The 19,096-nt window shown below is 51.1% G+C and carries 17 protein-coding genes and 2 tRNA genes; 16 read left to right on the top strand and 3 right to left on the bottom strand.

What is annotated here, in order from left to right:
* Positions 1-169: 169 nt before the first annotated feature.
* From A6395_RS02610 to A6395_RS02595, 4 genes are read left to right on the top strand one after another with little or no spacing between them, the layout of a single operon-like run.
* Positions 170-928 (top strand): metal ABC transporter ATP-binding protein, encoded by a 759-nt coding sequence (locus A6395_RS02610; protein WP_071397759.1) that lies wholly within the window; start codon positions 170-172, stop codon positions 926-928.
* Positions 925-1,788 carry a metal ABC transporter permease gene (locus tag A6395_RS02605; protein WP_071397758.1) on the top strand — a complete coding sequence of 288 codons (864 nt, stop codon included), beginning with the start codon at positions 925-927 and terminating at the stop codon, positions 1,786-1,788. The genes A6395_RS02610 and A6395_RS02605 overlap by 4 nt, the downstream gene beginning before the upstream one ends.
* Positions 1,775-2,185, top strand: a complete 411-nt coding sequence (locus A6395_RS02600) for a Fur family transcriptional regulator (protein ID WP_071397757.1) — start codon at positions 1,775-1,777, stop codon at positions 2,183-2,185. Before A6395_RS02605 ends, A6395_RS02600 begins: the two co-directional genes overlap by 14 nt.
* A gap of 56 nt (positions 2,186-2,241) precedes the next feature.
* Positions 2,242-3,639, top strand: coding sequence for a bifunctional ADP-dependent NAD(P)H-hydrate dehydratase/NAD(P)H-hydrate epimerase (locus A6395_RS02595; protein WP_071397756.1), 1,398 nt, complete (start codon positions 2,242-2,244; stop codon positions 3,637-3,639).
* Positions 3,640-3,673: 34 nt separating this feature from the next.
* Here A6395_RS02595 and A6395_RS02590 read toward each other — a convergent pair whose 3' ends face one another.
* Together A6395_RS02590 and ispG are read right to left on the bottom strand one after the other, a co-directional pair.
* A complete protein-coding gene (locus A6395_RS02590) occupies positions 3,674-4,258 on the bottom strand; it encodes a hypothetical protein (RefSeq protein ID WP_071397755.1) in 585 nt (194 codons plus the stop codon).
* A gap of 70 nt (positions 4,259-4,328) precedes the next feature.
* The gene (gene ispG, locus A6395_RS02585; protein WP_071397754.1) at positions 4,329-5,450 is read right to left on the bottom strand and encodes a flavodoxin-dependent (E)-4-hydroxy-3-methylbut-2-enyl-diphosphate synthase; all 1,122 of its coding nucleotides are present in this window, start codon (positions 5,448-5,450) and stop codon (positions 4,329-4,331) included.
* Between the two features lie 218 nt (positions 5,451-5,668).
* On the opposite strand from ispG, the gene A6395_RS02580 reads away from it, so the two are divergent.
* A complete protein-coding gene (locus A6395_RS02580; RefSeq protein WP_071397753.1) occupies positions 5,669-7,354 on the top strand; it encodes a methyl-accepting chemotaxis protein in 1,686 nt (561 codons plus the stop codon).
* Between the two features lie 21 nt (positions 7,355-7,375).
* On the opposite strand, the gene A6395_RS02575 is transcribed toward A6395_RS02580, so the two are convergent.
* Positions 7,376-7,816, bottom strand: coding sequence for a hypothetical protein (locus A6395_RS02575; RefSeq protein WP_252100501.1), 441 nt, complete (start codon positions 7,814-7,816; stop codon positions 7,376-7,378).
* Positions 7,817-8,016: 200 nt separating this feature from the next.
* Here A6395_RS02575 and A6395_RS02570 point away from each other — a divergent pair, with 200 nt between their 5' ends.
* From A6395_RS02570 to phoU, 11 genes are all read left to right on the top strand, one after another.
* Entirely contained in the window at positions 8,017-9,663 is a 1,647-nt protein-coding gene (locus A6395_RS02570) for a Na/Pi cotransporter family protein (protein WP_071397752.1), read from the top strand.
* A 115-nt stretch (positions 9,664-9,778) separates the two neighbouring features.
* Positions 9,779-9,855: transfer RNA gene (locus A6395_RS02565), tRNA-Met, on the top strand.
* A 4-nt stretch (positions 9,856-9,859) separates the two neighbouring features.
* A tRNA-Ile gene (locus tag A6395_RS02560) sits at positions 9,860-9,933 on the top strand.
* A 122-nt stretch (positions 9,934-10,055) separates the two neighbouring features.
* Entirely contained in the window at positions 10,056-11,525 is a 1,470-nt protein-coding gene (locus A6395_RS02555) for an alpha-amylase (RefSeq protein WP_071397751.1), read from the top strand.
* 84 nt (positions 11,526-11,609) lie between these two features.
* On the top strand, positions 11,610-12,218 hold the full coding sequence (locus tag A6395_RS02550) for a superoxide dismutase (RefSeq protein ID WP_071397750.1): 609 nt from the start codon (positions 11,610-11,612) through the stop codon (positions 12,216-12,218).
* 153 nt (positions 12,219-12,371) lie between these two features.
* Positions 12,372-14,429: a peptidoglycan D,D-transpeptidase FtsI family protein gene (locus A6395_RS02545; protein WP_084812911.1), complete on the top strand. Its 2,058-nt coding sequence runs from the start codon at positions 12,372-12,374 to the stop codon at positions 14,427-14,429.
* A gap of 152 nt (positions 14,430-14,581) precedes the next feature.
* Entirely contained in the window at positions 14,582-15,520 is a 939-nt protein-coding gene (locus A6395_RS02540) for a PstS family phosphate ABC transporter substrate-binding protein (protein WP_071397749.1), read from the top strand.
* Positions 15,521-15,604: 84 nt separating this feature from the next.
* Complete coding sequence (gene pstC / locus A6395_RS02535) at positions 15,605-16,549, top strand: phosphate ABC transporter permease subunit PstC (protein WP_071397748.1); 945 nt, start codon at positions 15,605-15,607, stop codon at positions 16,547-16,549.
* A 1-nt stretch (position 16,550) separates the two neighbouring features.
* Complete coding sequence (gene pstA / locus A6395_RS02530) at positions 16,551-17,462, top strand: phosphate ABC transporter permease PstA (RefSeq protein WP_071397747.1); 912 nt, start codon at positions 16,551-16,553, stop codon at positions 17,460-17,462.
* Positions 17,463-17,565: 103 nt separating this feature from the next.
* On the top strand, positions 17,566-18,327 hold the full coding sequence (pstB, locus tag A6395_RS02525) for a phosphate ABC transporter ATP-binding protein PstB (protein WP_233589588.1): 762 nt from the start codon (positions 17,566-17,568) through the stop codon (positions 18,325-18,327).
* Between the two features lie 15 nt (positions 18,328-18,342).
* A complete protein-coding gene (gene phoU / locus A6395_RS02520; RefSeq protein WP_071397746.1) occupies positions 18,343-19,005 on the top strand; it encodes a phosphate signaling complex protein PhoU in 663 nt (220 codons plus the stop codon).
* Positions 19,006-19,096 lie beyond the last annotated feature (91 nt).

The following is a 19,096-nucleotide window of genomic DNA, read 5'->3' as shown; positions in this document are numbered from 1 at the left end:
CCTCTAGTGTACAACGAACACTAGACAAACTCATCTTGATTTTGTGTGAAGACGTGACGACGAGCGCCTCGATCTTCTCAAACTTGAAGCATTTAATAATATTCTGTATAATACAGACGCTGAGCAAGTAGAAATGATTACGATTTATCAAACGAGAGAAGGGTAGCTCATGACGACATCTGTCGTAAAATTAGATCATGTTTCGTATTATTATGATGGCACGGCCGCACTTCGGGACGTGTCCATCGATATCAAGCAAGGTGATTTCGTCGCCATCGTCGGCGAGAACGGGTCAGGCAAGTCGACGTTGATTCGGACGATCCTTGGGTTATTGAGCCCGCAGACGGGAACGGTCGAACTGTTCGGTCGCCCGCAAGGCCAATTCAAGGACAAGTCACGTATCAGTTACGTTTCCCAAAAAGCGGCGTCATTTAACTCTGGATTTCCGGTGACGGTCGAAGAAGTCGTCGCCATGGGCCGGTACGGACGGTTAGGCCTGTTCAAGAGATTGAACATGGAAGACAAGGCCGCCATTCAAAATGCGCTCGAGACGGTCAACATGTGGCAGTTTCGGAATCGCAAAATCGGAAGCCTGTCCGGTGGGCAACAGCAGCGTGTGTTCATCGCCCGGGCCATCGTCAACCAACCCGATTTGCTCATCTTGGATGAGCCGACGGTCGGGGTCGACCAAAAGCATCTGCGGGACTTTTATGAAGTGCTCCACTTGTTGCGCGAGCAGACGTCGTGCACGTTCATCCTCGTCACGCACGATTTAAACGTCGTCACCGACCTCGTCACGAAAGTCGTCCATCTGGACCGGGGGCGTATGGCCTGTAACTGTGGGTTGAAAGAGTATAGCAAACTAGGAGAACTTGCCGCCATCAAGCCGTATCCCGTCAAGGTCCTCGTTCATGAAGGTATGTCATGATTGCCGACTTGTTAACCTATAGTTTTTTGCGTTATGCGTTCATAGCGGCCGTCGTCATCGGGTTTACGGCCCCGTTGATCGGTTCTTTCGTCGTCGTCAGACGGATGAGTCTGATTGCTGACGCTTTGTCACACGTGACGCTCGCCGGCATCTCCTTGAGTTTGTTTCTCGGACAGTATGTCTTGTTCTTCTCTGACTTGAATCCGCTCTATCTCGGGACGCTCGTCTCGGTGCTCGCGGCGCTCGGTCTCGATTGGCTCCGCAATAAGTACGTCCATTTCCAAGAGCTGTCGATCCCGATCATGATGTCGGCGGGGATGGGGCTGAGCGCGATCTTCATTTCGTTGTCGCGCGGCTTCTCGGTCGATTTGTCGACGCTGTTGTTCGGTTCGATTTCAGCGGTCAGTCCGTCTGATATCGGTTTGATTCTAGCTGTCGCGCTCATCACGGTCATCGTCATCGTCGTGTTTTATAAACAGCTCTTGTTCTTGTCGTTCGATGAAGAACAAGCGAAAGTGTCCGGATTGCCGAGCACGTTGTTACACATGTTGTTCATGTTCGTCGTCGCGCTCGTCATCGCCGTCAGTATGCGGATCGTCGGCACGCTGCTCGTCTCAAGTTTGATCACGTTACCGGTCGCGGCCGCGCTCCGGTTCACGAACAGTTTCAAACAGACGATTGTTTGGGCAATCGTGTTCGGTGAGCTTGCGACGATTGGGGGACTTGTCCTCGCCTACGAACTAGACGTCGCCCCGGGCGGTGTCATCGTCTTGCTCGCCGTCTTGATTTTGGCTGCCGTCATGTTGTTTGAGAAGATCGGCTCGTTACGGAAGAAGGAGGTACTCCATGAAACAGACTGAACAAATCGAACGGTTGCAATCGTCATCGTTGAAAGTGACGCCGAAACGGATTGAGATGTACGCTTATTTGGCGGCCGAAGAACGCTACGTCAGTGCGAAAGATGTCCTGGATTATATGTGTTCGAAACATCCGACGATGAGCTTTGATACGGTCTACCGGAACTTGAAGTCGTTTGCGGAGGAAGGGTTGCTCGAAGCGACCGAGTTGAACGGTGAGAAAGCGTTCCGGGTCACGTGTGGCTCATCGCACCACCACCATCATTTGATCTGCCGCGGGTGCGGCAAGACGAAACTGCTCGAACTTTGCCCGATGCGTTACGTAGAGACGCTTGACCCCGATTTTGAGGTCATCGATCATAAATTTGAGATTTACGGGTATTGTAAACAATGTAAGTAAAGAAGTTGATTACTTCAACTTCTTTTTTTGTGTACATATGGGGAGGGAGTGAGTCGATGATTTATACGGCAAGCGATATCAAGCGAGCGGATGAACGGGCTTTTGCGCACGGGACGACGCCCGAAGCCTTGATGGAGCGGGCGGCGCTGGCCTTGACGAATCGTTTGGTGATTCGAGCAGAGGCGTCCGTCCTCGTCGTCTGTGGACGAGGGAATAACGGGGGCGACGGTTGGGTCATCGCCCGTGAACTGCACCGTCGTGGGTATGACGTCAGCGTCTGGGCACCACTCGGCGAGCCGAAATCGCCAGAAGCCTTGACGCACGCCGTGTCCGCGAAGCAAAGGGTCACGGTTGTAGATGATCCGAGACGGGCGGACTATATCATCGACGCCTTGTTCGGAGTCGGCCTTGACGGACCGGTCACAGGGAAGGCGAGAGACGTCATCACATGGATACGCGACCAAGCGGCGACGGTGATCGCGGTCGATGTTCCGTCCGGTGTGCCGAGCGACGAGACGAGCCGGTTCGACGGTCACGCGATCAAAGCCGATCAGACGTTGACGTTACATGGTTACAAGCGAAGTGCGTTCTTGAATCAAACCGCACCGTTTTACGGGAAAGTCGAACGAATCGACATCGGATTGCCTGAGACGTCGAACTGGCGCGTGTTGACGGAGACTGATTTTGACCGCGGTCTGCTATCCCGTGATCGATATGGCCATAAATCGACTTACGGTCACGGTCAGCTCGTCGGCGGGAGCCGCCACTTGATCGGGGCACCGTTTCTAGCAGCGCAGGCCGCCCTTCGGAGCGGACTCGGACTACTCGATGTGGCGGTGCCGGCCGAAGCGATGGCACTGGTTGCGACGTTACCCGAGGCGATGTATTACGAGATCGATTCCATACCGGATGCACGGTACGCGGCGACGGCGATCGGTCCCGGCATGGTCGAGGATGAACGGTTGACGAACGCTTGGCAAACGATCAAGAAACGGACGACGCCGATCATCGTCGATGCCGGTGCGCTGACACAGGAACACTTACAGGCGTCGGGCCAATTGACGCTGACCCCTCATCCAGGTGAACTTGCGCGTTTGACCGGACAGACGGTCGAAGCGATCGAGGCAGACCGCTTCACGGTCGCATCAAACTTTGCGAGGAAACACGGTGTTCATCTCATTTTAAAAGGGACGCATACGTTGATCGTTTCCCCAGATGGGACTGGTGCCGTCAATACGGTCGCAGCCCCGGCCCTCTCAAAAGGCGGGAGCGGTGACGTGTTGACCGGCATATTGCTCGCGCTTTGGGCCCGGAGTGCGCGGATTGAGCCGAAGCAGCCCCCGAACGAACAAGCCGTCCTATGGCATGCGTTAGCCGCTAGGTCGGCGAGTGAACGGATCCATCCGGCAAGCGTTCTCGCGAGCGATGTCATCGAGGCGATCGGACGGGTATGAAAAAAAGAGGAATCCAGCGGCGGATTCCTCTTTTTTATAGGGTGATGATGGATTTTGTAGTCTCGAAGCGGTCGACGAGATGGAGTGCCTCGTTCCAAGACGTGATGCGTTTCACCCCGTCCGGTAACGGTCGACGATTATATGGGGCGTCGAACAAGAGCACCGGAATCAATGTCTGTTCATGGATCGAGATGGCATTCTCATAGCGATCCTCCATGAACAAGTCGAGCGCGAGATCTTTGACGACGCCGACTTTGTCGTGACTGCCTGTCATAATCAATGAGTCGAGCGGGAGTTCATGCTGTTTGATCCAATGCTCTGTGACGGAGCGGACGGCCTCGCTGCGAGCCGTCACGTAGTGAAGTTGGTGCGTTTTCCGAATGTGCCAGAGCACTTCATTCACTTCAGAGTGAGGGAGTGAACGCCGATAGATGGCTTCTTCATGACCTTGCTCGATCATGAACGTCCAAAAATCATGTTGTGTCATATTCGTGTACGTATGGAGCTCGTATTCGGTCGCCTGATGATAATCGATGGCGTAGCCGAGCATGTCGTTCATATAGTGAAAGCAACTTTGCGGATCCGTGACGGTTCCATCTAAATCTATCCCAATGTGCATCTTGATTCCTCCTTGCCATAACACTCATTGTATCAAAAGCCCGCTCGGTTGCAACCGAGCGGGCGAGAGATTAGTTAGATTGGTTGGCAAGTTGTTGTTCTTCAAGCTCACGCGCGGCAATTTTCTCGGCGACGATGGCGTCGATTTCTTTCTTCAACTCTTCGACCATCGTTGCTTCCGGTACTTTACGGATGATTTTCCCGTGACGGAAGAGCAGGCCTTCGTTACGAGCCCCGGCGATGCCGATGTCCGCCTCACGTGCTTCACCCGGTCCGTTGACCGCGCAGCCGAGGACGGCGACTTTGATGTTGACGTTAATGTTTTGGATGTACTCTTCAACTTCTTTCGCAATCGAGATCAAATCGATTTCGATACGGCCGCATGTCGGGCAAGAGATGAGCGTCGCGGCGTTAGCGGCTAGGCCGAACGACTTGAGCACTTCTTTGGCGACTTTGATCTCTTCGACAGGATCGTCAGACAGCGACACACGAACCGTCGAGCCGATCCCGAGAGAGAGGATTGCGCCGAGTCCAGCCGCTGATTTGAGTGATCCTGAGAACAGCGGTCCTGATTCAGTTATCCCGACGTGGAGCGGGTAGTCAAACGTCTTCGCGGCGAGCGTGTACGCCTCGAGGGCAAGGTTCACGTCAGACGCTTTGAGCGAGATGATCGTGTTGTAAAAACCGAGGTCCTCTAAAATCTTGACGTGATGCATCGCACTTTCGACCATGCCTTGGGCTGTCGGATATCCGTATTTTTCGAGGAACTGCTTCTCGAGCGATCCGGCGTTGACACCGATGCGGATCGGGATCCCTTTCGCTTTAGCAGCGTTAACGACCGCTTCGACTTTCTCACGGCGGCCGATGTTACCAGGGTTGATCCGGATCTTGTCGACACCGCTTTCGATAGCTTTCAACGCCAATTTGTAGTCGAAATGAATATCGACGACGAGCGGGATGTTGATGCGGCTCTTGATTTCAGCGAGCGCGTCGGCCGCTCGCTCATCAGGACAAGCGACGCGGACGATTTGGCAACCTGCTTCTTCCAGACGTAAAATTTCGGCGACAGTTGCTTCGACGTCGTGCGTTTTCGTCGTCGTCATCGACTGAATGACGACTTCATCAGAACCTCCGATGATGACGTTGCCGACACGAATCGGACGAGTTAATGAACGGTGTAAAATTTCTGACATATACGTAATCTCCTTCTTTTGGAAAGGTTCCAATCGATTTAGATGGTTGGTTTCTTTCTTATCATAACGAAATGCTTGTGAAAAAGCACCCGGCAAGCGCTCCTGAGATGTGCTCTTTACAAAGTCTAACGTTATCTTAACAGAGCCTTCATAATTTTCCACCGTCTCAAGACCGATATATCAGACGAATAGTAACTTGGGAAAGGTGAGGATTAGATGTGTTAAAGCGATTGCAACAGCTGTGGAAGCAGCGGCGTCCCGAAGGAGTCAAAATTGAACGGCGTCTCCAATGGACGTTGATGCCGCTTGTCGTCATCCTGTTTTTGACGACGTTCGGTTGGTTCGCGCTGAAAGCGGAACACCTGTTGACAGCTGAAGTCGAGAAGCGCTTACTCCGAGAAGCGACAGTCATGCGCGAGACGGTCAAAACGACGTATGGGGCATACCTATCAAATGAAAAAGGGTTGGTACGCTCGTTGAAGTCGACGTATATGCAACAGGCGTCAATTTTATCAGCGGACGGACTCGAGGCCGGTCAGTATTTGATACGAGACGAGCAAGTCGAGCAATTGACAGGAAAAAAAGCGAGCAAGCAGCTTGAAGACAAATTTAATGAAGTGACAGTGAACGAACTCGCAGTCATCGAACGAGGCGACTTCTTCTTAGCAACGGTTCCAATCCCAGAACTACAAGCTCATTACGTATTGGCTGTCACGAGACAATCGGTACTTGGGTCGATGTGGGAACTTCGACAGGCGCTTTTCGCTGTGATTGTCATAGCGATGGGAATTATTATTTATTTATTTTCTCGGATGATCCGTCGCGAAGTCAGACCGTTATCGCAGTTTGCGACGCGACTGCGTGAGGCGGTAGAGACACGTGCTTTCAAAGAAGTAGACTTAGGAGCCAAGTCGTTCGAGATTCGTAGTTTAGAGCGTGAATACAATACGTTCATCGGTCTGTGGAAAAAATCGTTGCTGACGATGGACGAGACGTCTTTGGCGTTCGAGACGAGCTTGCCGACGTTCATGCGGCAACTTGCATCAAATGAACAACAAGTTGTCGCCTTTAAAGAAGTCGCAAGTACGGTCGAACAGACGAGTCGATCGTATCAGGCGTTCACCAGCGAATCGACGCATCGCTTTACGGACATTGCGGCCCATGTCACGGCACTCAAACAAGATATTTCGGCTGTCGACTTGAGAGCGGTAGCGCTGCAACAAACGATTTCGAGCGAAATTGCCTCGTTTGCTTCGGTCAGAGGCGTGAGCGAGCAGTTCAAAGAGAAGGCGGGCGGTATTCAAGAACGTTTACGCGACAGCGCGGAAACGTCAGAACGAGCCGACGAAGCGCTACAGACGATTTTGTCGGTCGCGGCAGCCACGAAGATGTTGGCACTGAACGCCTCGATCGAAGCGGCTCGTGCCGGGGAACACGGAAAAGGGTTTGCTGTCGTCGCTCATGAAGTCGGTCAGCTAGCGAAAGTGACGAATGAATCTTCGATACTTGCCGTTGCGGCGATCGGACAAATCAAATCCGAACGGGAAGAAATTTTTAGCGATATGATTCGCTTCGGCGACGATATCCTTCATCTAGGTGAGACGTTGGACCGAGTTGAAGCAGGGATTGCGAAAATCAATCACGAAGTGCGCGACCAGATGCTTGAGTTCCAATCGATCACGGATCAGACGGCCGCAACGGGAAGCCAGTTGCTCCACATGGCGGAAGCGAACGAACAACTGAAAGAAATCGGCTTGGCGCTCGAGCGGAAGTTGAACGAATTGTACGAAGGGGTCGAAGTATGGACGGACGTTCAAGCAACGTTACAAGCAGCCGGGACAGACCTCGGTCATCAAAGTCGACGCCTGCAGGAAGTACTTACTGAACTTGCACCGAAGACGTGATAAAACTCGGGACAGCGCGTGTTAGCGCCGTCCCGAGTTTTTTTGTTTAAGCGGAATTTGGAGTAGCGGGACGGTCAAGAAGACGATCGTGACGACAAAGCCGAGCCATAGAAGTGCGGGCACGGCGTGATACAAGGCGACGAGCACGAGCGTCGGGACGAGTGTCATCGCGACCGCGTAAGGCCAAGCTTGCCGATACGGCCACGGTTTCTTCATTCGAAGTCTCGTCACGAGTTGGACGAACAAGGCGGCGACGGCGACCCACATCATATAGAAGAAGAAGATGGCGAACCCGTGTAAAAACAACCACATCGGTGCGAAAAAATCGGGTCGCAAGACGAGGTAATCTAAGACAGTCGCGACGATTGTAAAGACGAGGCTCGCCAACATATAAGCGTGCAGCGGAGCCAGACGGAGCCGTAGCGTTTGCTTCGTAGGTAGCAGGCTATGGCGGATAAACATTGATGTCGTTTTAAGCATACATACAAAACCCCATTCTGTTATAGTACAAAAAACTAAAATCACACAAAGATAAGACAGTTAGTTAATAAAACCTTAACATTAAACGTATTTACATCGACTCAGGGAAGAAGGCATAATGAGTAAGGCAATAAGAACCAATTAAACACAACCAATTCACAATCAAAAGGGGTACAAAAATCGTGGAATACAATTTGCAAGAAATGTTATTCATGTTTTTTGGAGGATTAGGAATCTTCCTGTTCGGTATCAAATCGATGGGAGACGGCCTTCAAAAGTCTGCAGGAGATCGACTCCGCGACATCCTTGATAAGTATACATCGAATCCGTTCCTCGGAGTACTAGCCGGGATCATTGTCACGGTCTTACTTCAAACATCAAGTGGAACAACCGTCATTACGGTCGGCCTTGTTAGCGCCGGTTTCATGACGCTCCGTCAAGCGATCGGGGTCATCATGGGTGCGAACATCGGGACGACGGTAACGGCGTTCATCATCGGGATTGACATTGGTGCTTATGCACTTCCGATTATCGCAGTCGGTGCGATTCTGTTGTTCTTCTTTAAACGAGAGAAATTCCAACACCTCGGACAAATCTTCTTCGGATTCGGGATGCTGTTCTACGGTCTTGAACTCATGGGAGACGGGATGCGCCCGCTTCGTTCGAGTGAATATTTCATTGATTTGACGCAATCGATGAGTGACAACCCGTTCCTCGGCGTCATCGTCGGTACGGTGTTCACGGTCATCGTGCAATCGTCTTCTGCGACGATCGGGATCTTGCAAGAACTATACGCTGGGGGCTCGATCCAACTCGATGCGGCACTGCCTGTCTTGTTCGGGGATAACATCGGGACGACGATCACGGCGATTCTCGCTTCGATCGGTGCCTCGGTCGCGGCCCGTCGTGCGGCGGCAGCCCACGTCATCTTTAACTTAATTGGGACAGCAATCTTTATGATTTTATTATTGCCGTTCACACAATATATTTTATGGATCACAAATGTATTGGCGATTGAGGACAAAATGCAAATCGCTTTCGCCCATGGAACGTTCAACGTCGTCAATACGTTCGTCCAGTTCTGGTTCATCGGGACGATTGCTTGGGTCGTGACGAAGCTCGTACCAGGCGAAGATTCAATCGTTGATACGAAAGCGCAACACTTGGACCCGATCTTCATTCAACAGTCGCCTTCAATCGCGGTCGAGCAGGCCAAATATGAAGTCATCCGCATGGGTGATTTCGCGAAGCTCGGTCTTGACGAAGCACGCAGCTATTTGGCGTCAGGAGACAAGAAACACGCTGAGAAGTCGGCACATATCGAAGAAGCTCTTAACTCATTGAACTCTAAAATCACGGATTATCTCGTCAAATTGGCGGCTGTTGATTTGACAGAGCACGAATCTCAACAGCATAAGACGCTCATGCATGCGATCAACGACATCGAGCGAATCGGTGACCACGTCGAGAACATCATCGAGTTGATCGACTATAAGACGGCAACGCGCATCACGCTCTCGCCGGATGCTCAAAAAGAGTTGACGGAAATGTACGATCTGACACGGTCCACACTCGAGAAGTCACTTCAAACACTCGCGAGCGGTGATATGGTCGAAGCACGTCAAGTTATCGAAATGGAAGCGAAACTCGACATGCTCGAGCGCCAGTTCCGCAAAAATCATGTCGTTCGTTTGAACACAGGTGAATGTAACGGCCAAGCTGGTATGTTCTTCGTCGATATGCTCTCGAACCTTGAGCGGATCGGTGACCATGCGATGAACATCACAGAAATCACACTTGAAGATGCAACGAACGAAATATCGGTCTAACGTTTCAAAAAAGTCTTTCTACTTAAGTTATAGGTAGAAAGACTTTTTTGCGTACGTGTGACTTTTCATTGACAGTAGAGGCTTCCTTCAGTATATTATTACTGTATAACAACGTGGCGGTGTAGCTCAGCTGGCTAGAGCGTACGGTTCATACCCGTGAGGTCGTGGGTTCGACTCCCTCCGCCGCTACCAATAAGGACCCTTAGCTCAGCTGGTTAGAGCAGACGGCTCATAACCGTCCGGTCGTAGGTTCAAGTCCTACAGGGTCCATCGAGGGCAGCTTTCTAATGAAAGCTGCTTTTTTGTTTACATTTTTGTTTCTAAAAGTGAAGACGCGGGTAAATATCCGTTAGCATTTTGTTTTTGAAAAATATGAAACGAGGCGAAGCGAGATGGAACGAAATCATACGATGATGCAATTTTTTGAATGGCACGTCCCGGCTGACCAAAAGCATTGGAAGCGATTGAAAGAACGGGCTTCTAAATTAAAAAAAGCAGGAATCACCGCACTTTGGTTGCCACCGGTCACAAAAGGTCAAAGTGATGAGGATACGGGATATGGTGTCTATGACTTGTATGATTTAGGCGAGTTTGATCAAAAAGGAACAATCGCCACAAAATACGGGACGAAGCAAGAGTTGCTTGAGGCGACGAAACACGCCCAAGAGCTCGGGATGCAAGTATATATGGACGTCGTGTTGAACCATAAAGCCGGAGCCGACGCGACCGAGAAGTTCGACGTGTTAGAAGTCGACCCGGAAGACCGGACGAAAGTATTGTCGGAAGAACCGTTTGAGATCGAAGGTTGGACGAAGTTTGATTATAAAGAACGAAACGGTAAGTACTCGTCGTTCAAATGGAACTTCCATCATTTCAACGGCACGGACTATGACGCGGCGAGCGAGCATAGCGGTATCTTCTTCATTTTAGGCGATAACAAAAAATGGAATGACAACGTCGATAGTGAGTTCGGCGTATACGATTATTTGATGTTCGCGAACATCGACTATCATCATCCGGAAGTCCGGGAAGAAGTGTTAAGTTGGGGCAAGTGGTTCATCGAAGAGACGAAATGTGATGGCTTCCGTCTCGATGCGATCAAACATATCAACTATGATTTCGTCAAAGAGTTCAGCCAAGCGATGAAAGATGAAAAAGGCGAGAACTTTTACTTGGTCGGTGAGTTTTGGAAGTCGGAGCTCGAAGATTGCCGCGCCTTTTTAGACAACATCGACTACCACGTCGATCTGTTCGACGTGCCGCTCCATTACAATTTGCAGCGTGCCTCGATCGAAGGCGCATCATTTGATTTGCGGACCATCTTTGACGACACACTCGTCCAGTCCCATCCGCTTCACTCGGTCACGTTCGTCGACAACCATGACTCACAGCCGGCCGAGGCGCTCGAGTCATGGGTCGAAGATTGGTTCAAACAGAGTGCTTACGGTTTGATTTTACTCCGCCAAGACGGTTATCCGTGTGTTTTCTACGGGGATTACTACGGCATTAACGGGCCCCACCCGGTCGAAGGGAAGAAGCTGGCCATCGATCCGCTTCTGTACGCCCGTCGTGAAAAAGCGTATGGGCAACAAGACGACTACTTCGATAACGAGCACGTGATTGGTTGGGTCCGACACGGCAGTGAGGACATCGAGCGTTCAGGTTGTGCCGTCATCATCTCGAATAACGAAGAGGCGGAGAAACAGATGTACGTCGGGGAGCATCGTGCCGGTGAGAAATGGGTCGACTTGACGCAGACGATTGATGAAATCATCGAGATTGACGAAGATGGAAAAGGGGTATTTAAAGTAGCGGCAGGATCAATCTCGGTCTGGGCGTTGCCGGACGAAGATGTAGAATAAGCCTTTACAATTGAGTAAGCCGTCACAAATCTGTTACATTTAAAACGAACGTTGTTCAAACCAATTTAAAGGGGGATTTTAGTTATGGCTAAATTTGAATTACCACAACTTGATTACGCATACGATGCACTCGAACCACACATTGACGCTCGCACGATGGAAATCCACCATTCGAAACACCACAACGCTTACGTCACGAACGTGAACAATGCACTCGAAGGAAAAGACGTAGAGTACTCTTCACTTGAAGACTTGCTCCAAAAACTCGATTCGCTTCCTGCTGACATTCAGACAGCTGTTCGTAACAACGGCGGCGGGCATTGGAACCACTCGTTCTTCTGGAAGTTGTTGAAGAAAAACGAGAACGGGACGCCAACGGGCGAACTCGCAACGGCGATCGATGAAGCGTTCGGCAGCTTCGACGCGTTCAAAGATGAGTTCACGAAAGCCGCTACAACTCGTTTCGGTTCAGGTTGGGCTTGGCTCGTCGTCAAAGGTGGCAAGCTCGAAGTCACGTCGACACCGAACCAAGATTCACCGATCATGGAAGGCATCACGCCGATCCTTGGACTCGATGTTTGGGAGCACGCATACTACTTGAACTATCAAAACCGTCGCCCGGACTACATCCAAGCGTTCTTCCACGTCATCGACTGGGATTACGTCGCGAAGCTTTACGCTGACGCCAAATAATGACAAAATCCCGAGATTCGGTTGAATCTCGGGATTTTTTCTACATTTCATTAATTTGTAAACAAATTATGATATAGTAAAAATCGGGTCTGAAAATAGAAATACAGAAAAGTATTATATAGAAGCAACTGAAAGTGGAAGGAGATAACTGAATTGGCTAGACACCGTGTGAAAGTGCCGAAAAAACGGCGTAACCACCTTCCGTTACGATTAAATTTATTGTTCTTTATCGTCTTCATCTTGTTTGCGACATTGATCTTTCGGTTAGGCGTCGTCCAAATCGTCAACGGAGAGTTGATCGCCCGAGAGGTTCAAAAGACCGAGTCGAGCAAGATCAAGTACGAGGTGCCTCGCGGCAAAATCTACGATCGGAACGGGCAAGTGTTGGCCGACACGATCTCGAACTATTCGGTCATGTACCGTCGCTCCCAAGTGACGAAAACGGAAGAGCGTCTCGATGTTGCGGTCAAACTTGCTAAGATTGTCGACATTCCGGAGAAAGATCGCAAAGTGACCGAACGGGATCGCAAGGACTATTGGATCGCCATCGATCCCGAGCGTTCGCAAGAACGAGTCCAATCGCTTCTCGCCGAGCTGCCGGAAGAAGAGCGGGCCGCCTTGTCGAACCAAGAAGTCGATCAGTTGCTGCTTGATTCAATCACGCAAGCAGAGATCACGTTCGATGATGCGACCGAAGAGATCATCGCCATCAAACATAATATGGAGAGCGGGTACGCGTTAGACCCGCAAGTCATCAAGATCGGCGCGTCGCCGAAAGAGATGGCTTTGATCGAAGAAAACTTGGAGCTGTTGCCCGGCGTCAGCGTCGAACCATACTACCAGCGGGCTTATCCGTTCAAAGAGACGTTCCAAAGCTTCCTCGGAAGCTATCGTCAAATCCCGGCCGAGCAACGGGCCTCGTATCAGGCAAAAGGCTACGGGTTGAACGACCGGGTCGGGACGTCTTATCTCGAGCAGCAATATGAAGATATTTTGCGCGGGACCCCGGCTTATGACGTGTTCACGACGTACAAAGGCCAACCGGTCGGTGAGCCTACGCGCGTGAGCGGTAATCCCGGAAAAGATATCATCTTGTCGACGGACATCGAATTCCAAAAAGAAGTCGACGAGATCTTGAAGAAGGCGATCCGCGCCGGACGTTCGGGGAGCCCACACTTCGACCGGGCATTCGTTGTCGTCATGAATCCGAAGACGGGCGAGCTGCTCGCTTTGTCTGGGCAAGAGTTAGATCTTGAGACGAACGAGTTTAAAGACGTCTCGACAGGAACCGTGCTTCGGGCGAGTCAAATCGGCTCGACGATCAAAGGTGCGACCGTCGCCTTCGGACTTGAAGAAGAAGTCATCAAGCCGGGCGAATACATTTACGACGCGCCGATCCGCATCGGGTCTTCGCTCAAATCGTCTTACCGGAACATGGGGAACATCAACGACCTTGATGCGCTCGCCATGTCATCGAACATTTACATGTTCCAGATCGCGCTCAGGCTCGCCGATTATTACTCGACCGGCCAAATCGTCGGTGACAACGTCACCGAGGCGTTCAATACGATGGAGCACTACTACAAACAGTTCGGACTCGGGATCGAGACGGGCATCGATCTTCCTTACGAGTCAATCGGTTTCCGGAGCGTGCCGGACCGTGTCACACTGTTGATGGATATGTCGATCGGTCAGTTCATCTCGTATACGCCGATCCAACTCGCGCAATATACGTCGACGCTCGCCAACGGCGGGTATCGGGTGCAACCGCATCTTTTAAAAGAAATCATTGAACCGGGCTCGCTCGATGAGATGAATAAACAAGTCGTCAGCACGTTCCAGCCGAAAGCGCTGAACAAAGTCGATATCCGCGACGAGTTCATCCAGCGTTCGCGTCAAGGCTTCCGTCAAGGGGTCGAGACCGGGACGTCACGGATTCTCCAACAGACGGGGATGACGGCGGCAGGTAAGACCGGGACCGCGCAAGCGATCGCGGAAGGGCCGGACGGCCAAGCGAAACGAAACGCGAACGGGGAGCCGATCAAGACGCTCAACTCGAACCACGTCGGCTGGGCTCCGTACGACGACCCAGAGATCGCGTGGGCGATCATTATGCCAGGTCTTGAGGCAGAAGGCGTCAACACGCGCGTCGCCCATGACATCATGAAAGTATATTTTGATTTAGAAGACGTCCAAGCACAGCTCCAGTAAAGAAGTCACTTCGGTGGCTTCTTTTTTTATCTTTACAATTCTTTTACGTTCCGTTTATTTATCGTTAATAGTAGTTTATTAGGATGTTAATTGTAGGACAGAACAACAGATCCACAACACAAATCAAAGCAAACTCAAGGAGGACGTCAGAAATGTCTTGGATGAAAAAATCAGCTTTACTCGCTTCAATCACTTCGGTGGCCATCGTCGGTGCCGCGTGTGGAAACAATGAAGAAGAAAACGGAGGAGCCGAAGGGGACGCACTTTCAGGTAAAGTCGTCATGGACGGTTCGTCTACCGTATTCCCAATCATGGAAGCGGTCGCTGAAGAGTATTCAGCTGAACAGCCAGACGTTGAAGTAACGGTCGGTGTATCTGGAACGGGCGGCGGTTTCAAACGTTTCGTGACCGGTGAGACAGACTTCTCGAACGCATCACGTGAAATCAAAGAAGAAGAAGCGGCTGAGGCTGAAGCGAACGGTGTCGAGTACACAGAAATCGCGGTCGCGCTTGACGGATTGGCAATTGTCGTCAACCCTGAGAACGATTGGGCCGATGATATCACAATGGATGAGCTTAACAAGATGTGGACAGACACAAACGTGAAGACATGGAAAGACGTCCGCTCGGACTGGCCAGATGAAGAGATCTCATTCTTCTCACCTGGTAAAGACTCAGGTACGTTCGATTACTTCAACGAAGCAGTTCTAGATGATACAGACGTTCGCCAAGATGCACAGTTGTCAGAAGACGACAACGTCCTCGTAACAGGAGTTGCCGGAACAAAAAATGCGATCGGTTTCTTCGGATACGCGTACTACATTGAAAACGAAGGCACGTTGAAATCGTTGAAAGTAGACGGCATCGAGCCGACAGCTGAGAACGTGACGTCGTTCGAATACCCACTCTCACGTCCAATCTACACGTACGTGAACAACGCATCGATGCAAGAAAAGCCACAAGTTGTAAACTTCGCACGCTTTATGAACGAAAATGCCGGAGCACTTGCTGAAGAAGTCGGCTATGTCGCGATGGAGCAGGCAAGTTACGATGAGAACGCTAAACTGATTGATGAACTCGCTGGTGAATAAATAGAGCAAATGGCAGAAGGTGAGAGATTCTCTCGCCTTCTCGCCATGCTTTCTAGTATGAAGAGGTAGGGAGCGATAAACGAGATGAACGAATCAAAAAATGAGTTCTCGATTCGAGAGATGATTAACGCGAATAAGCAAAAAAAATATAGTACGACGAACGTGTTTGACAAAATCATGCCGTTCTTATTATTCTTGAGCGCATTTGTCTCGGTCGTCACGACGATCGGGATTGCTTTGACGCTCGGCTTCGAACTGTTCAAGTTCTTTGAAAAAGTCCCGGTACGCGACTTCCTCGGCTCGACCGAATGGTACCCGCTCAGTGCGGACCCGAGTTTCGGTGTTTGGGCGCTCGTCATGGGCACACTCCAAATCACGCTCATCGCGATGATCGTGGCGGTGCCGCTCGGACTCGCGTCGGCCATTTATTTGAGCGAGTACGCGTCTGAACGGGCCCGGACGATTCTCAAGCCGATCCTTGAAGTCCTCGCCGGTGTTCCGACGATCGTCTTCGGGTTCTTCGCCTTGTCATTCGTCACACCGATCTTGCAGTCGCTCATTCCAGGGTTGAAGATCTATAACGCCCTCAGTCCGGGGATTGTCGTCGGCATCATGATCATCCCGATGATCGCGTCGATTTCGGAAGACGCGATGAGTGCCGTTCCGAAAAAGATTCGGGACGGGGCACTCGGCCTTGGAGCGACACGTCTAGAGGTCGCCCTCAAAGTCGTCATGCCGGCCGCGCTCTCAGGGATCATCGCTTCGATCGTCCTCGGGATGAGTCGAGCGATCGGTGAGACGATGATCGTCACGATCGCGGGTGGGTCGCAACCGAACTTCGAGTTCAACCCGCTCAACGCGATCCAAACGATGACGGCGTATATCGTCCAAATCGCCAAAGGTGACGCCGGTTACGGGACAATCGAATACTATAGTATCTATGCGGTCGGTGCGCTTCTATTCATCTTTACGCTCGTGATGAACTTGTTCGCGAACTGGGTGACGCGCCGCTTCAGAGAGGAGTACTAATATGGCTTTGCCGAACAGTGAGTTCAAGAATACGAAGAACTATATTGACCATGAGACCGTATCGCGACGGATTAAAAGTCGTCTACGATTGAACGAAGTATTTAAATACATCTTTTTAGCGGGGCTCGTTTTCGCCTTGCTCGTCTTATCGACACTTATTTATGACGTGATCTCAAAAGGTGGCGGATGGGTCAATCTCGACTTCCTCCGCAACTTCCCGTCACGCCGCGCCGAACAGGCCGGTCTTTATCCGGCTTTGATCGGGACGCTTTGGCTCATGATGCTAATCGTGCCGATGGTGTTTATCATCGGTGTCGGTGCCGCGATTTATTTGGAAGAGTACGCACCGAAAAACCGGCTCACGTCGTTTATCGAAGTGAACATCTCGAACTTGGCGGGTGTCCCGTCGATCGTGTTCGGTTTGCTCGGATTGACGTTCTTCGTCCGGACGGCCGGATTTGGCAGCTCGGTCATGACGGGTGCGCTGACGCTCGGTCTGATGAGTTTGCCGATCGTCATCGTCGCGTCACAAGAAGCGTTACGGTCCGTTAAGATGGAGTTGCGTCACGCGTCGCTCGCAATGGGTGCCTCGAAATGGCAGACGACGTTCAACGTCGTGTTACCGTCAGCCATTCCAGGGATCATCACCGGGATCATCTTGGCTGTATCCCGGGCCATCGGCGAGACGGCACCGCTCATCATGATCGGGGCGGCGACGTTCATCTCGACGACACCGAGCAATGTGTTTTCAGACTTCACAGCACTCCCGATTCAAATTTACAGCTGGACGAGCCGTCCACAAGCTGAATTCCAAAACATTGCCGCTGCCGGCATCATCGTCTTGATGACACTGCTCATCACGATGAACTCGGCCGCAATCTATATCCGCAACAAATATACAAATCGACATTAAGTCGCAGCAGTAAACGAGGAGGACTCTCGAGATGATGAAACAAACAGAGCTTAAAGGAGATCACAACGTGAATACAACGACGACCCAACCGAACGAGACCGTGATGCAAAAAGACAGCGCCTATGTCGTGAACAACTTGAACTTGTGGTACGGCGACGATCAAGCGTTGATCGACGTCAATCTCGACATTAAGAAAAACGAAGTGACGGCCATCATCGGTCCGTCTGGTTGTGGGAAGTCGACGTTCATCAAGACGTTGAACCGGATGGTCGAACTCGTCCCGACGGTGCGCACGAACGGGGAGATTCTTTACCACGGCCGTAACATCTTTGATCGTGACTATAGAGTCGAAGACCTCCGCACGTCGGTCGGGATGGTGTTCCAGCAGCCAAACCCGTTCCCGAAATCCGTGTACGACAACGTCGCGTACGGACCGCGTACGCACGGGATCAAAAACAAAAAAGTGCTCGACGAGATTGTCGAACGCTCACTGCGCGGCGCCGCGATCTGGGAGGAAGTGAAAGATCGCTTGAACGAGAACGCCTACGGTCTCTCAGGTGGTCAGCAACAGCGCCTTTGCATCGCCCGGACACTTGCGATTGAACCAGACGTCATTCTTATGGACGAGCCGACGTCAGCGCTTGACCCGATCTCGACACTTAAAGTCGAAGAGCTCGTTCAAGAGTTGAAAGAACAATATTCGATCATCATCGTCACGCACAACATGCAACAGGCAGCACGTGTGTCTGACAAGACGGCGTTCTTCTTGAACGGGGAAGTCGTCGAGTTCGACGCAACCGATAAAATCTTCTCGAATCCAACGGACAAGCGGACTGAAGATTACATTTCTGGCCGGTTCGGTTAAGAGGGGGAGATTACTATGGCACAAAATCGCGCATTTTTTGATGTTAAATTACACGAACTAGAAGAGAAAGTCGTTCGCTTGGCGAACTTGACGATGCGCCAGACGGCGACGGCAATCGAGGTACTTGAGAAACGAGACCTCACGCTCGCCCAGACGGTCATCGACAACGATAATGAACTAGACGACCTCGAACTTGAAATCAACGACCAGGCGATCCTCTTGATTGCCAAACAACAACCGGTCGCGACCGATCTTCGTCGCTTGATCGTGACGATGAAGTCCGCGACCGATCTTGAAAGGATCGCGGATTACGCGACGAACATCGCCAAAGCCGTGACGCGAATCGAGCACGTCCCGTACTTGCTTGACATTAAGCCGCTTAAGCAGATGGCCGAACAGTTGATCGATATGCTTGAACTCGCCACCCGTGCCTATCGTAAAGGTGAAGCCAGCCGGGTCCGTGAGTTGAATGAGATGGACAAAGTCATCGATGATCTCAACTTACAGGTGATCAAGCAATATATCGGAAGTCTACCGACGATGACGGTCGGAACGAACGATGTTTATGAGTTTGCAAACATCGCCCGCTATCTCGAACGGATGGGCGACCATGTGACCAATTTCGGGGAACATTTGATTTTTCTCGAAAAAGGGAAGCATTATGATTTAAATCAGTGATAAAAGTGGTAAAGAACAACAGGTCTGTTGTTCTTTACTTTTTTTTGTGCAGGAGTTCACTGAAAAAGAACGAATACGTAGAGCATATGGA

It is taken from the genome of Exiguobacterium sp. SH31 (genome assembly GCF_001816105.1).
Lineage (GTDB): Bacteria > Bacillota > Bacilli > Exiguobacteriales > Exiguobacteriaceae > Exiguobacterium > Exiguobacterium aurantiacum_A.
This window is presented reverse-complemented; position numbering and strand designations above follow the sequence as displayed.